This is a genomic window from Streptomyces sp. NPDC006739 (assembly GCF_042869815.1).
Taxonomy (GTDB): domain Bacteria; phylum Actinomycetota; class Actinomycetes; order Streptomycetales; family Streptomycetaceae; genus Streptomyces.
Map to the genome: position 1 here is coordinate 124,277 of NZ_JBIAGM010000008.1, position 14,256 is coordinate 138,532.

Annotated in this window: 9 protein-coding genes and 1 pseudogene; 6 read left to right on the top strand and 4 right to left on the bottom strand. The window is 74.3% G+C overall.

Annotated elements, in window-relative coordinates; all coding sequences use genetic code 11:
• Positions 1-10: 10 nt before the first annotated feature.
• Positions 11-1,372: an alpha/beta hydrolase family protein gene (locus tag ACFYMM_RS18260; RefSeq protein ID WP_388387564.1), complete on the bottom strand. Its 1,362-nt coding sequence runs from the start codon at positions 1,370-1,372 to the stop codon at positions 11-13.
• Positions 1,373-1,867: 495 nt separating this feature from the next.
• On the opposite strand from ACFYMM_RS18260, the gene ACFYMM_RS18265 reads away from it, so the two are divergent.
• From ACFYMM_RS18265 to ACFYMM_RS18290, 6 genes are all read left to right on the top strand, one after another.
• Positions 1,868-3,079, top strand: coding sequence for a glycoside hydrolase family 3 N-terminal domain-containing protein (locus ACFYMM_RS18265; RefSeq protein ID WP_388387566.1), 1,212 nt, complete (start codon positions 1,868-1,870; stop codon positions 3,077-3,079).
• A gap of 97 nt (positions 3,080-3,176) precedes the next feature.
• Entirely contained in the window at positions 3,177-4,145 is a 969-nt protein-coding gene (locus tag ACFYMM_RS18270) for a cyclase family protein (protein WP_388387568.1), read from the top strand.
• A gap of 115 nt (positions 4,146-4,260) precedes the next feature.
• Positions 4,261-7,089, top strand: a complete 2,829-nt coding sequence (locus tag ACFYMM_RS18275; protein ID WP_388387570.1) for a SpoIIE family protein phosphatase — start codon at positions 4,261-4,263, stop codon at positions 7,087-7,089.
• Between the two features lie 28 nt (positions 7,090-7,117).
• On the top strand, positions 7,118-8,665 hold the full coding sequence (locus tag ACFYMM_RS18280; RefSeq protein WP_388387572.1) for a sugar ABC transporter ATP-binding protein: 1,548 nt from the start codon (positions 7,118-7,120) through the stop codon (positions 8,663-8,665).
• Positions 8,662-9,741, top strand: a complete 1,080-nt coding sequence (locus tag ACFYMM_RS18285) for an ABC transporter permease (RefSeq protein WP_388387574.1) — start codon at positions 8,662-8,664, stop codon at positions 9,739-9,741. The genes ACFYMM_RS18280 and ACFYMM_RS18285 overlap by 4 nt, the downstream gene beginning before the upstream one ends.
• 71 nt (positions 9,742-9,812) lie before the next feature.
• Complete coding sequence (locus ACFYMM_RS18290) at positions 9,813-10,967, top strand: substrate-binding domain-containing protein (protein WP_388387576.1); 1,155 nt, start codon at positions 9,813-9,815, stop codon at positions 10,965-10,967.
• A 10-nt stretch (positions 10,968-10,977) separates the two neighbouring features.
• Here the strand turns inward: ACFYMM_RS18290 and ACFYMM_RS18295 are convergent, their stop codons facing one another.
• From ACFYMM_RS18295 to ACFYMM_RS18305, 3 genes and pseudogenes are all read right to left on the bottom strand, one after another.
• On the bottom strand, positions 10,978-12,036 hold the full coding sequence (locus ACFYMM_RS18295) for a dihydrolipoamide acetyltransferase family protein (RefSeq protein ID WP_388387882.1): 1,059 nt from the start codon (positions 12,034-12,036) through the stop codon (positions 10,978-10,980).
• Positions 12,013-12,981, bottom strand: a pseudogene (locus ACFYMM_RS18300) (alpha-ketoacid dehydrogenase subunit beta); the annotation flags it as partial. The pseudogene ACFYMM_RS18300 and the gene ACFYMM_RS18295, both read right to left, overlap by 24 nt.
• A 1-nt stretch (position 12,982) precedes the next feature.
• Complete coding sequence (locus ACFYMM_RS18305) at positions 12,983-14,113, bottom strand: thiamine pyrophosphate-dependent enzyme (RefSeq protein WP_388387578.1); 1,131 nt, start codon at positions 14,111-14,113, stop codon at positions 12,983-12,985.
• Positions 14,114-14,256: the final 143 nt, after the last annotated feature.

A 14,256-nucleotide genomic window follows, 5' to 3' on the forward strand; every position in this document is an offset into this window, starting at 1 on the left:
GGATGTCCGGTCAGCGGACGAAGGAGATCTCCGGATAGCTCTTGGCGGGTCCGTCGAGCAGGGTGCTGTGCTTCTTGCGCAACTCCTGGTCGAAGAAGGCGGCCAGGTAGTCACGCTGGACCTTGACCGCCCGGTTGGGGTCGATCGTGCCGAACTGCTGCTGGAGCTGGGCCTGGGAGAGCCCGAGCAGGCCCGCCTCCTGGGGCACCATCCACTCGTTGTCGCTGAAGGACAGGTGCGCCGCGCCATGGAGCTGGACGTCGACCCGGTATCCCTTCAGGTGCGACCACAGCGTGCGCCACGACCCGTCGTTGTTGCGGTTGTGGGTGCCGGAGCTGAACAGCATGAAGGGGCGGTCCAGGTCCTTGCTCGGCGCCGTCCCGAAGAACTGGCCGTCCAGGTCGGCGCCGGCGGCGATCCGGTGGTCGAGCTGCATGGCGGTGTCGACCGCCGCGCCGCCCAGCGACCAGCCGAACATCCCGATACGGGACATGTCGACCGCCTTCGACAGCCCCGTGGGGAGCGTGGCGTGACCGGCGTCCGGGTTGCCGCCCTGGCTGATCGTGCCGAGCCGGTTGATGACGAACCGGATGTCGGCCGCGCGCACGTTGAGCGTGTCGGAGGAGTGGGCGCCCGCCGGCATCGTGTTGACCTCGACCCGGTTGCCGGGGAACTGCACCTCGTTGGCGTCGTGGGTGTGGTCGACGGTGACGACGAGGTAGCCGCGGCTGGCGAGGTCCTGGGCGAGCGCGGTGCCCATCGCCCGGTCCGAGTGCAGCCCGGTCGAGTACAGCAGGACGGGCAGCTTGCCGAGCGAGGCGTTCACCGGGGCGAGGACATGGCCCGCGGTCGTCGGCAGGGTCACCTGCTGCGGCGACAGTCCGCGCGTGGCGAGGAAGTGGGCGCCGGAGACCGACGGCATCCACGGCGCCTGGTAGTGCCCGGCCGTGTTGGTGGCCGGGTACCACAGCGAGACCATCAACTCGCGGGACTTGCTGCCCGGAACGTACGGATCCGTACGGGACGTGTCGACCAGGTGCAGGCCGACCATGCCCACGCTGTACGGCCCGGTGGGCGCGGGCATGTTGAGCTGGAGGGCCGAGCCCGCGGTGCGGCCGGACGACGTGAGCCCCTCGGGGTGTACGGCCTTGTGGTGCAGCGGCGCCTCGTCGTTCTCGGGTGCCCAGGGCGTCTTCGGGTCGGGCTGGTCGGGCTGGTCGGGCGAGAATCCGGTGGCCACGGGCTCGTTGGACGTCTTCCCGGCGGCCAGCGCCGGCGTCATCCCCGCACCCAGGGCGAAGGCCAGCGCACCCGCCGTACCGACCGCTCTGGCGATCGCTCTGCGATGTGGGCGCGGGCGGCGGTGTTTCATGGAACCCCCTTGTGTTCAGTGATCGTAGAACGAGCGATCGACTGCCGCATACGGTACCGCCGCGGCGGTACTGCTCCGCACGCCGGGCCGTGCCCCGGCGGCTGGAGCGCACCCGTCATGTCGAGGCGCCCGGCGGCGGGTTGGTCCGTGGCGGTGATCACGCTCCCCCGGAGCCGGGGCGGTGCCCGGTCAGGAGGGTGGAGGCCGGGTCCACGGTCGTCCTGCCGCCCCAGGCCGGCGACGGGCGCCCCAGGGCCGAGGCACAGGCCCACACGTGCACGGGCGCGGGCGCCGGCCCGAGGCAGGGGCTCGCGCCGGGCGGCGTGCGCCGCCGCGTCACCGCACCGGTCCGCCGCGCATTCCCCCCGTCCGCCGGGGAGCGAACAAATGCTCAATAACGTACGGTGTGATGGACGCAGCAAGCCGGGCTCGCCGTGGGGAAAGCGGGAGCACAGCACGCGGCAGCCCCGCCTCGTCCAGGCCGGGAGAAGAAGCATGACCATACGCGTCCGGCAGCAGCCCAGGAGCCGCCGCCCAGTACTGCGCACCGGGGTCCCACTGGTCACTCTGGCGCTCGCCGTCACCGCATGCGGTGCGTCGGTCGCGCCCGGGGCGATGGCCGACTCCCCCCGGTCCACCGCCGCCGGCCCGGCGGCCACCTGCACCGACCGGTACCTGTCCGGCATGACCACCGCCCAACGCGCCGGGCAGCTCCTCATGGGGGGCGTCTCCGCGGCCCAGCCCGACCAGGCCCAGCTGCGCACGCTGCGCGACAACCATGTCGGGTCCGTCATGCTGACCGGCCGCAGCACCGCCGGTACGGCGGCGACCAGAAGGCTCGTCGACGGTTTCCGGGGCCAGGCGGACCGGGTCGCCGGCCGGCAGATCGGCCTCCTGGTCGCCACCGACCAGGAGGGCGGCCGGGTACAGGTGCTCCGGGGACCCGGTTTCTCGGCCATGCCCACCGGCCTGTCCCAGGGCGGCCTGCCGACCGCGACCCTGCGCACCGAGGCCGCCGCATGGGCCCAGCAGCTCAAGTCCGCCGGAGTCGACCTGAACCTGGCACCGGTCGCCGATGTGGTCCCGGCCGCGCTGGGCACCCGGAACATCCCCATCGGCTCGTTCCAGCGTGAGTACGGTCATACCCCGGACGTCGTCACCTCCCACACCGCCGCCTTCGCCGCCGGCTTCGCGCAGTCGGGAGTGATGACCACGCTCAAGCACTTCCCCGGGCTGGGCCAGGTGATCGGCAACACCGACACCACCGCCGGCGTGGTGGACTCGGTGACGACCGCCGGCAGCGCCGCCCTCACGCCGTTCCGGGCCGGGATCCAAGCCGGCTCGCCTTTCGTGATGATCTCCTCGGCGACCTACACGAAGATCGACCCCAGGCATCTGGCGGCCTTCTCGCCGACGGTCGTCGATCAGCTGCTGCGCGGCCGGTTCGGCTTCAGGGGAGTGGTCATCTCGGACGACCTCGGCAACGCGGTCGCGGTACGGTCCTTCAGCCCCGGGCAGCGGGCCGTGAACTTCGTCGCGGCCGGCGGAGACATGATCCTCACGGTGCGGCCGAGCACCGTACCCGCGATGGCACAGGCCCTGCAGACCCGGATGCGGCAGGACGCCTCGTTCCGGGCCAAGGTCGACGCCGCCGTGCGACGGATACTCGACGCCAAGCGCAACGCGGGCCTGCTCGACTGCCGATGAGGGCGTACGACCGTCCGCCCCGGCCCGTGCTCGCCCGACCCGTCGCGACGTCGTGCGGACCGGGCAGGCCGGCCCGAGCTGGAAACGGTGAGCCGAGATGACCTCGAACCGCGCCGAAACCACCACTCCCGGCCCGGCCGGTGCCGACAACGGGCCCGCCGTCTCCCGTCAGGAGTTCGACGCGCTCTTCGCGGCGGTGCGCACCTGGGGGCGCTGGGCCCCGGCCGACCGCGGCGCCTGGAACCGGGTGACCGCGGACCACGTCAGGGGGGCCACGAGCGCGGTGCGGTCCGGCAGGGTCGTGCCGATGGCGCTGCCCTGGAACACCCGGCCCGGCCCGGACAACCACAGGCCCGCCCTGCACCACATGACCGACCTCGGGGACGTGGAGGCCCCCGAGCCCTCCACCCACAAGGACTTCATCGCCGTCGACTACCACGGCAAGGCGGTCACCCACCTGGACGCGCTGAGCCACATCGCCTACCGGGGGCGGCTCTACGACGGCCGGGCGGCCCGCGAGGCGGTGGATGCCGCGGGTGCCCGCTTCGGCGCGGTGTCGGCGCTCGGGCCGCTCGTCACCCGGGGTGTGCTCCTCGACCTCCCCGCCGTGTTCGAGATCCCCTGGCTGGAGCCGGGACAGGCGGTGCACGCCGGTGACCTCCTCGCGGCCGAGCGGGCGCTCGGTGTCACGATCGCCGAGGGCGACGCGGTACTGGTGCGTTCCGGACAGGTGCGCCGCCGCCGTGAGCTGGGTGCCTGGGACTCCGGCGCGGCCGGCGCGGGCCTCCACGTGGACGCCGTACCGCTGCTGGCCGAACGGGGCATCGCGCTGCTCGGCGGGGACGGCGACAGCGACGTACGGCCCTCGCCCGTGGACGGCGTGCACTCGCCGGTGCACGCCCTGGCCGTGGCCGCGATGGGGGTGCCCCTGCTGGACAACCTCGACCTGGAGGAGCTGTCGGGCGCGACCGCCGAAGCGGGACGCCATGAGTTCCTGCTCGTCGTCGCCCCGCTCAACGTCCCCGGCGGGACGGGTTCGCCCGTGAGCCCGGTCGCGGTGCTCTGACGAGGCGACGGCCCCGGGGCCGCCCGCTCATCGTGACTCGTGCCCGCAATGACCGTATCCTCGTCAATGTCAGATTTTTCCGGAAGTGGATTGACGGGCGTGAGCGAGGCGAAGCGTGGTGCGGTCCGGCGGGGAACCGACGCCGACGGGACGTGCGACAGGCGGCACGGGGCCCGTCCGTTTCCGTGAGCGGTTCCTGCAGGGTGAGCGGGTCGACGCAGGTGTGCGCACGTCCATCCTGAACTCCTGGCAGCGCTGCCGGTCCCTGGGCCTCTCGCCGGACCAGTCCGACCTGCCCTTCCGGGACGACTTCGACCTGGGCGGCCGGATCGTCCGCGCGGCCACGCCGGTGCTCGACCGGCTGCAGGCCCGGTTCTCCGGCAGCGAGATGAACATCTCCCTCGCCGACGCGAACGGTACGGTCCTGCTGCGCCGCTTCGGCCGGGCCTCGCTGGCCAGAACCCTCCCGGCGATCCAGACCGTCCCCGGATTCGTCTTCGCCGAACAGGTCGCCGGCACCAACGGCATCGGCCTCGCCCTGGCCGAGCGGCGGCTCATCCGGGTCCACGGCGCCGAACACTTCGCGGAGCGCTCCCAGCAGAGCGCCTGCCTCGCGCTTCCCGTCCGCGACCCGCTGAACGGGCGCATCGAGGGCGTCCTGTGTCTCGGATTCCCGCGCAGCGCCGCGTCCCCGGCACTGGTCGGCGTGATCCGCAAGGCGGCGGCGGCCATGGAACGACGACTGCTCGCCCAGAGTTCCGCGCGGGAGCGCGCCCTGCTGCGCGCGTACCTGGCCGCCGAGGCGGAGACGGCCACCGGCCTCCACCACGGCGTCGCGCTGGACGACCTGACCCCGCAGCTGTGCCCCCGCGACCGGGCGATCCTGCGGGAGAAGGCCACCGAGCTGATCTCCCGGGCCTACCGGGCCGCCGTCGACGTGACCCTGCCCGACGGCCGGCGGGTCACCCTGGTGAGCCGTCCCATGACGAGCGCCTCCGGGGTGCGGGGCATCGCCATCGAGGCCGTCCTCCCCGGCCCCGCGACGGCGGACACCCTCGTCGTCCCGCACCGGCTCGACGCCCTGCCGGGCCGTATCGTCGAGCCCGCCGCCGTGTCCGCGCTTCCTTCCCTGGCGCGCCTCTCGGTCGCCGCGCCGGCCATGGCCGCCCGGGACGGCGGGGGCGCCACCGCCGGCGCCAACGGCGGGACGAGGGCTCCCGCCGGACCACCGCCCCCGGCCCGGGGGCTGGTGATGGTGGGCGAGCCGCGGGTCGGGACGTACGCCCTGGCCGCGCGCCGCCGCCTGGAGCTGCTGTCCGAGGCCAGCACCCGGATGGGCACCACCCTGGACGTGCGCCGCACCGCCGAGGAACTCGCCGAGACGGCGGTCCCGCGACTGGCCGACTACGTCACCGTCGACCTGCCCGAGGCCGTACTGCACGGCGAGGAGTCCACCGACCCGCTGGGCGACCTGCACCGCACGGTGGTCCACGGCATCCGTGACGACCTCCCTTTCATCCCGGTCGGCAAACGGGCCGACTTCGGTCCGACCACGCCCCAGCTGCGCTGCCTGACCGGCGGGGAGGCGGTGCTGGAACCGGACCTGAGGGCCGCCGCGGGCTGGCTCGCCCACGACCCCGAGCACACCGAGGCCCTGCTCGCCCATGTGCACTCCCTGATCGCGGTCCCCCTGCTCGCCCGCGGCGTCGTCCTGGGCGTCGCCAGCTTCTACCGCGCCGAGGACCCCGCCCCCTACGGCGACGACGACCTGGCGCTGGCCCAGGAACTCGCCACCCGCGCCGCCCTGTCGGTCGACAACGCCCGGCGCTACACGCACGAACGCGCCATGGTCCTGGCCCTGCAGCGCAGACTGCTCCCGCACGGCCTGCCCGACCAGGACGCCGTCGAGGTCGCCCACCGCTACCTGCCCGCCGAGGCCGACGTGGGCGGCGACTGGTACGACGTGATCCCGCTCTCCGGCGGCCGGGTCGGCCTCCTCGTCGGCGACGTCGTCGGCCACGGCATGCTCTCCGCCGCCACCATGGGCCGGCTGCGCACCGCCGCCCGCTGCTACGCCGAACTCGACCTCCCGCCCGACGAGGTCCTCATCCACCTCGACAACCTCGTGGGGCGCCTGGACCGGGAGGACCCCGACGGCGGGGGCGCCGGCATCATCGGCGCGACCTGCCTGTACGCCATCTACGACCCCGCCTCCCAGCAGTGCGTCATGGCCCGGGCCGGCCATCCCCCGCCCGCGCTGGTCGCCCCGGACGGCACCGTGACCTATCCCGATCTGCCGGCCGGCCCCCCGCTCGGCCTCGGCGGTCTGCCCTTCGACACCGCCGAGGTCCACCTGCCCGAGGGCAGCCAGCTCGTCCTCTACACCGACGGACTCATCGAGGACCGCCACCGTGACGTCGACGTCATCCTCGACCGGCTGCGCGGCGCCCTGGCGCACGCGCAGCGCACGCCCGAGGAGACCTGTCAGGCGGTCCTGGACACCGTGGCGCCCGCCCGCCCCTGCGACGACATCGCCCTGCTCGTGGCCCGCACCCGGGCGCTCGACCCCCACCGGATCGCCACCTGGGACCTGACCGCGGACCCGGCCCTGGTCGGCGAGGTCCGCGCGGCGGCCCTGCGGAAACTGACCGACTGGGGACTCGACGAGACCGCGTTCGCCGCGGAACTGATCCTGAGCGAGCTGATCACCAACGCCATCCGTCACGGCGCCGGCCCCATCCGGGTACGGCTGCTGCACGACCGCACCCTGATCTGCGAGGTCTCCGACACCAGCAACACCGCCCCCCATCTGCGCCGGGCGTCCGCCACCGACGAGGGCGGGCGCGGCCTGTTCCTGGTCGCGCAGCTGTCGGAGAGCTGGGGCACCCGCTACCTCCCGCAGGGCAAGGTCATCTGGGCGGAATGCGGACTGGACGCCGGCTGAGGCATGGTGCCCGAAATATTGTGATTTGTTGAGCTACTATCCCCACGTGTCGGGAGCGTCGTGTGCGCCCTTCGGGGCGGAACCCCTGGTCCGCGTCCGCGGGCTCACCAAGCGGTTCGGTGGGACCCTCGCGCTGGCCGGGGTCGACCTCGACGTGCATCCCGGCAGCGTCCTCGCCCTCCTCGGGCCCAACGGCGCCGGAAAGTCCACGCTCATCAAGGTGCTCGCCGGAGTCCACCAGCCGGACAGCGGGCGGATCACCGTGGACGGACACCCCCTCGGGACCCATGCCGCCTCCCGCGCCATGTCCTTCATCCACCAGGACCTCGGCCTCGTGGAATGGATGACCGTCGCCGAGAACATCGCCCTGAGCACCGGATATCCACGCCGGGCCGGACTGGTCTCCTGGCGGCGGACCCGGGAGCACGGCACCGAGGCCCTGCGAACGGTCGCCGGACATCTCGACCCCGACGCGCCGATCGCCCGACTGGCCCCGGCCGAGCGCTCCCTGGTCGCGATCGCCAGAGCCCTCGCGGCCCGCGCGATGCTCATCGTCCTCGACGAGCCGACCGCCCGCCTCCCGGCCACCGACTGCGCCCGGCTGTTCCGGGTGCTGCGCGACCTGCGCGACCGGGGCCACGCCATCCTCTACGTGACCCACCGGCTGGACGAGGTGTACCAGGTCGCCGACGCCTTCGCGGTACTGCGCGACGGCCGCCTGGTGAGCCACGGTGCGCTGGCGGGCCACAGCCCCGTCCGGCTGGTGCGCGACATCGTCGGCGAGGAACCGGCTCCCGCCCCCCTCCCGGCCGCCCCGGCCGCAGGACCGGCCGTCCTGGCCCTGGAGGACGTACGGACCGCCGCCGCCGGCCCCGTCAGCCTGGAACTGGCGGCGGGGGAGGTGCTGGGCCTGGTCGGCCTCTCGGGCGCCGGGCACATGGACCTCGGCCGGGCCCTCGCCGGCTCCCACCCCCTGCTCGGCGGCAGGACCCTGCTCGACGGCCGCCCCTACCGTCCCCGCACGGTCGCCGACGCGGTCCGGGCCGGTGTCGCCCTGGTGCCCGGCGACCGGCAGCGCGAGGGCTGCCTCGCGGAACGGACCGTACGGGAGAACCTCCTGGCCAACCCCCGGGCGGGCGGCCGGCCGGCGCCGCGCTGGATCGGCCCCCGCCGCGAGCGTGCCGAGGCGACCGGTCTGCTGGAGCGGTTCTCGGTGCGGCCGCGCGACAGCGAGGCCGTCATCGTCACCCTGTCCGGCGGGAACCAGCAGAAGGTCATGCTCGGCAGGTGGCTGCGCGCCCGTCTGCGCCTGCTGATCCTCGAGGACCCGACCGCCAGCGTCGACGTCGGGGCCAAGGCCGCGATCCACCGGCTGCTCGACGAGGCGCTGGCCGGGGGTCTCGCGGTCCTGCTCGTCTCCACCGACTTCGAGGAGGTCGTCGGCGTGTGCCGACGGGCCCTGGTCTTCGTCCGGGGGACCGTGACGGCCGAGCTGGGCGGCCCCGCCCTCACGGTCACCGGGCTCACCCGGGCGGCTTCGGCCCTGCCCCCGTCCGGAACCGCGACCCACCCGTGACCGCCCCGCCCCGACGCCCGAGAGGTCCGAGCGGTCCGTGGCGCCCGCGCGGCCCGGCCGGACACCTCGTCGGCGCCTACGGTCTCCTCGGCCTCACCGCCCTGCTGTTCCTGGTCTTCTCCCTCGCCCTGCCGCGCACCTTCCCCACGCTGGACACCGTCGACGCGATCCTGTCCAACCAGTCGATCCCCGCCGTCCTCGCGCTCGCCGCCACCGTCCCCATCGTGACCGGAGCGTTCGACCTCTCCCTCGGCTACGGCCTCGGCCTGGCCCACGTCATGGTCATGCAACTGGTGGTCAACGACGGCTGGCCCTGGCCGCTCGCCTGCCTCACCGTGATCGCCGCGGGGCTCGTCGTCGGGGTCCTCAACGGGGTCGTCGTCGAACTCGGCCACATCGACTCCTTCATCGCCACCCTGGGCACCGGCAGCATGCTGTACGCCGTGACCGGCTGGGTCACCGGCGGCGGCCGGATCGTCCCCGGCCCGCAGGGCCTCCCGAAGGCCTTCACCGGCCTCTACGACTCCACCGTCCTCGGCCTTCCGGTCCCCGCCTTCTACGTGCTCGCCCTCGCCGGCGTCCTGTGGCTGGTGCTGGAGCGGCTGCCGCTCGGCCGGTACCTGTACGTCGTCGGCTCCAACCCGCGCGCCGCCGACCTCCTCGGCATCCCGGCCCGCCGCTGCACCGTGTACGCCTTCGCCGCCTCGGGGCTGATCGTCGGCTTCGCCGGGGTGCTGCTCGCGGCCCAGCAGCAGATCGGCAACCCGAGTGTCGGCCTCGACTACCTGCTGCCCGCCTTCGTCGGCGCCCTCCTCGGCGCCACGGCTATCAAGCCCGGCCGGCCCAACGCCCTCGGCACCGTGGTCGCCGTCGCCGTCCTCGCCGTCGGTCTCACCGGCATCGGCCAGCTGGGCGCCGACTTCTGGACGGTCCCGCTCTTCTACGGCGGCACGCTGCTCATCGCCGTGGGCCTGGCCGGCTACTCGGCCCGCCGCCGGCTGCGCGCCGCCCCCCTCGCGGCCCGCGACGCGCCCACCCCACCGCACGGCGACGGCACGGCGGGCGGCCTTCCATGAAGTGTCGGCGCGGGCGTCGCCGTTCGGCGCCGGCCGCCGTCCTCCCGCTCATCCCTCCGCGAGGAGCTTTCGTGCACCGCACTCCCGCCCGCACCCGCAGCCGCGCCCTCCTGGTCTCGGCGGCCGTCCTGGCGGCCGGTTGCGGGAGCGGGTCGTCGAACGGGCCGGCCGGGGAGCCCTCCTCGGGGCCGAACGGCTGCCCCGCGGTGCACGCCCGGGCCCAGGCCGCCGTCGGCCGGGCGGAGCGGGCCGACGTCCCCTGGAAAGGGCCGGCCGGCGGCCCCAGGGCAGTGTCCGGGAAGACCCTCGTCTACGTCGCCCAGACCATGACCAACCCCGGAGTCGCGGGCGCCGCCGACGGGGTCCGGGAGGCCGCGCGGGTCGTCGGCTGGAACGTCCGGGTGATCGACGGCGCGGGCACTCCGGCCGGCATCCAGGCGGCCATGAGCGAGGCGGTGACCCTCAAGCCCTCGGGCATCGTCATCGGGGGCTTCGACCCCGGCTCCACCTCACAACAGGTCGCGCGGGCCGACGCGGCGGGCATCGCGCTCGTCGGCTGGCACGCCGTCGACGCTCCCGGCCCCAGCCGCAGCCCCAGGCTGTTCACCAACGTCACCACCGAGGTCACGGACGTGGCCCGGGCCGCCGCGCGCTGGGTCGTCGCGCGCTCCGCCGGCCGCGCCGGGGTCGTGCTCTTCACCGACGACTCGATCCCGTTCGCCAGGAACAAGGCCGAGCTGATCAGGAAGGAACTCGCCACCTGTCCGGGCGTGCGGCTGCTGGCCTACGAGAACATCCCGATCCCGGACGCGAGCAGCCGTACGCCCCGGGAGATCTCCTCGCTCCTGTCCCGCTTCCAGGACCGGTGGACCTACTCCGTCGCCATCAACGACCTCTACTTCGCCGACGCGGCCCCGGCCTTCCGCGCGGCCGGCGTGCCCGGTTCCGGACCGCCCTTCAACATCGGCGCCGGGGACGGCGACCCCTCCGCCTTCCAGCGCGTCAACAGCGGGCAGTTCCAGGCGGCCACCGTGCCCGAGCCGCTGTCGCTGCAGGGCTGGCAGATCGTCGACGAGTTCAACCGCGCCTTCTCCGGCCGTCCCGCCAGCGGCTACGTGGCCCCCGTGCACATCGCCACGGCCGCCAACAGCCACGGTGCCACCTCCTGGGACCCCTCGGGCTACCGGGAGGGGTACCGGAGGATCTGGGGCCGAACGGCACCGTGAGCAGCGAGCGTCACCGGCATCCGGAGATCCCGTCGACGACGTGACGGAGGAAGCCCGCCGCCGTCCCGCCGTCGCAGACGCGGTGGTCGAAGGTCAGCGACACGTGGACGACCTTGCGGACCTCGACGCGGCCGTCCCGCGCCCACGGGCGGTCGGTGATGCGGCCCACCCCGATCATCGCCGCCTGCGGGTGGTTCAGGATCGGTGTCGCCCCGTCGACGTCGAAGCCGCCGTAGTTGTTCAGGGTGAACGTGCCTCCGGTGCGGTGCGCGGCGGGGAGCGTGCCGTTGCGGGCGAGCCGGGTGAGCCGCGCCAGTTCGCCGGCCAGTTCGTCGAGCGCAAGCCGGCCGGCGTCCCGGACCACGGGGACGACCAGACCGTGGTCGGTCTGCGCGGCGAAGCCGAGATGGACCTCGGGCTGTCGGACGATCTCCTGGCGGTCGGCGTCGACCCGGGCGTTGAGGTCGGGGAAGGCGGCGAGCGCGTCCAGGCACGCCCGGGCCAGCAGCGGCATCAGACCCGTTCCGTGGACGCCGCGGGCGGCGAGCAGGCGGTCGGCGTCGGTGTCCGCCCAGATGGTCACGGCCGGTGTGTCCCGGTGCCCGCGAACGAACTTCCCGGCCGCCGGTCCCCAGGGGATCCGGGTGGCGGACGCGGCGGGGGCCGGCCCCGCCGGCGGGGTCCGTCCCGGCCGCTCCGACGTCCCGTAGCCGGTCAGGACGGCGCCCGAGCCGGCTGCCTCGGCCGGTTCCTCCACGGTGAACAGGGGCGCCCCCACCCCGACGACCTCACCGGGCCGGCAGTGCACGGCGGTCACCGTCCCGGCGTACGGACTCGGCAGCGCCACCACGGACTTGGCCGTCTCGACCTCCACCACGGCCTGGTCGTGCGCGACCGGGTCGCCCACGGCGACCCGCCACTCCAGCACCTCGGCCTCGGCCAGCCCCTCACCCAGGTCCGGGAGCCGGAACGTACGCCCCGGCCCGTCGGCGACGGCGCGCTCGGGGCGGTTGCCGGCCGGCCGTCGTCCGGCGTCGGCGGGCAACAGACGACGAAGGGCGTCGAGCACCCGGCCGGCGCCCGGCAGATGGGCGTCCTCCAGCAGCGGGGGCGGATACGGGATGTCCAGGCCGGTCACCCGCAGGACCGGGCCGCGCAGCGCGTCGAAGCAGCGCTCCTGCACCCGGGCCGCGATCTCGGCGCCGACCCCGGCGAAGCCCTGGGCCTCGTGCACCACCACACACCGGCCGGTCCGCCGCACCGACGCGGCCAGCGCCCGGTCGTCGAGGGGGACGAGGGTGCGCAGGTCCAGCACCTCGACGTCCAGGCCCTCGGCGGCGGCCCGGTCGGCCGCCCGCAGGGCCACGGCGACCGACGGGCCGTACGCCACGAGCGTGGCGTCGCGCCCGGCCCGGCGTACCGCAGCGGTGCCGAACGGCTCGGTCCGCAGCGGGAGTTCGAGCGGCTCCTTGGTCCAGTAACGTCGCTTGGGCTCCAGGAAGACCACCGGGTCGGGGTCGTCGATGGCCTCACGCAGCAGCGAGTACGCGTCCGCCGCCGTCGCCGGCGTCACCACCTTCAGACCGGCCGTGTGCGCGTAGTACGCCTCACTGGAGTCGCTGTGGTGCTCCACGCCGCCGATGCCGCCGCCGTAGGGGATGCGGACGACCAGCGGCAGCGCGAGCGCGCCCCGGGTGCGGTTGCGCATCTTGGCCATGTGCGAGGCGATCTGCTCGAACGCGGGGTACGCGAACGCGTCGAACTGCATCTCCACCACCGGCCGCCAGCCCGCCATCGCCATGCCGACCGCGAGGCCCGCGATGCCCGCCTCGCTCACCGGTGTGTCGAAGCAGCGCCGGGCACCGAACGTCTCGGCCAGCCCGTCGGTGACCCGGAAGACGCCACCGAGTCGCCCGACGTCCTCGCCGAGGACGACCACGCGGTCGTCCGCGCCCAGCGCGTCCCGCAGGGCCGTGTTGAGTGCCTGTGCCATCGCCGTGTCGACCGCCGCCATCTCAGCGTCCCCCCGACTCGGCCGACAGGAGGGCCTGTTGGTCCGCCAGATGCGGAGGCGGTGAGTGGTACACGTGGTCGAGGAGCGCGGTGGGAGCCAACTCCGGGTCGGCGGAGAGCCGTTCGCGGACGTCGGCGGCGTACGCCTCCGCGTCGGCCGCCGCGGCCTTCACGTCGTCGTCCGTCAGCAGGCCGCGCTCGCGCAGCGCCGACTCCAGCAGGGCGACCGGGTCGCGTGCCAGCCAGGGGTCCGACTCGGCGGAATCACGGTACCGGGACGGGTCGTCGGCGCTGGTGTGCGGACCCATCCGGTAGGTGTGCGCCTCGACCAGCCACGGCCCGCCGCCCGCCCGCGCGTCCTCGACGGCCGCGGTCAGCACGGCGAGGACGGCCGCCGCGTCGTTGCCGTCCACCTGCTCCGAGCGGACGCCGTAGCCGACTCCCTTGTACGCCAGGCTCGGCGCCGCGCACTGCTCGGCCGACGGGACGGAGATGGCGTACCCGTTGTTCTGCACCAGGAACACGACCGGAGCCCGCAGCACGCCCGCCAGATTGAGCGCTTCGTGGAAGTCGCCCTCGCTGGTGGCGCCGTCGCCCACGAGCGCGAGGGCGACGGTGTCCGCCCCCTTGAGGCGTTCGCCGTGGGCCAGTCCCGTGGCGTGGGCGGCGTGGGTGGCCAGCGGGGTGCACTGCGGTGCGGTGCGGTGCCGTACCGGGTCGTAGCCGCAGTGCGCGTCGCCGCGCAGCAGTGTGAGCGCCTCGACGGCGTCGATGCCCCGGGCGACCAGCGCGACGCAGTCGCGGTAGGTGGGGAACAGCCAGTCCGTGGCGCGCAGGGCGAGCGCGGCGCCCACCTGGCAGGCCTCCTGGCCGAGGCTGGAGGGGTGGACGGCGAGCCTGCCCTGCCGGGCCAGCGCCGTCGCCTGCTCGTCGAAGCGGCGTCCGAGGACCATCGTCCGGTACGCCTCCAGCAGCGACGGCGCCGACGGCCCGGCGTACGCCCGGCCCCCCGTCCGTGCCTGTTCCGCAGCCCCTTCGCGCCCCGGCAGAAGCGAAACCGGAACCGGGGAGGGGAGCCAGTGGGACGGATCCGTCCGGGTCCCGGAGTTCGTGTGCGTCGGCGTTTCGCCCATGGTCGCGCCAGCCCTTTCGTCATGGCCCGTGCGCCTCGGATGATCTCCGCGGCCGATGCTTTCGCAACCCCCGGGCGGGATAAGGCCGGATGAAGCGGAACTGAACAGTCCGTCGAGTCGCGGCCTTCGCAGCAAGCGCTTCC

Excerpts from the sequence above, each read along its gene's own strand:
- ACFYMM_RS18260 (WP_388387564.1), bottom strand. The coding sequence starts at position 1,372 with ATGAAACACCGCCGCCCGCGCCCACATCGCAGAGCGATCGCCAGAGCG.
- ACFYMM_RS18265 (WP_388387566.1), top strand. The coding sequence starts at position 1,868 with ATGACCATACGCGTCCGGCAGCAGCCCAGGAGCCGCCGCCCAGTACTG.
- ACFYMM_RS18270 (WP_388387568.1), top strand. The coding sequence starts at position 3,177 with ATGACCTCGAACCGCGCCGAAACCACCACTCCCGGCCCGGCCGGTGCC.
- ACFYMM_RS18305 (WP_388387578.1), bottom strand. The coding sequence starts at position 14,113 with ATGGGCGAAACGCCGACGCACACGAACTCCGGGACCCGGACGGATCCG.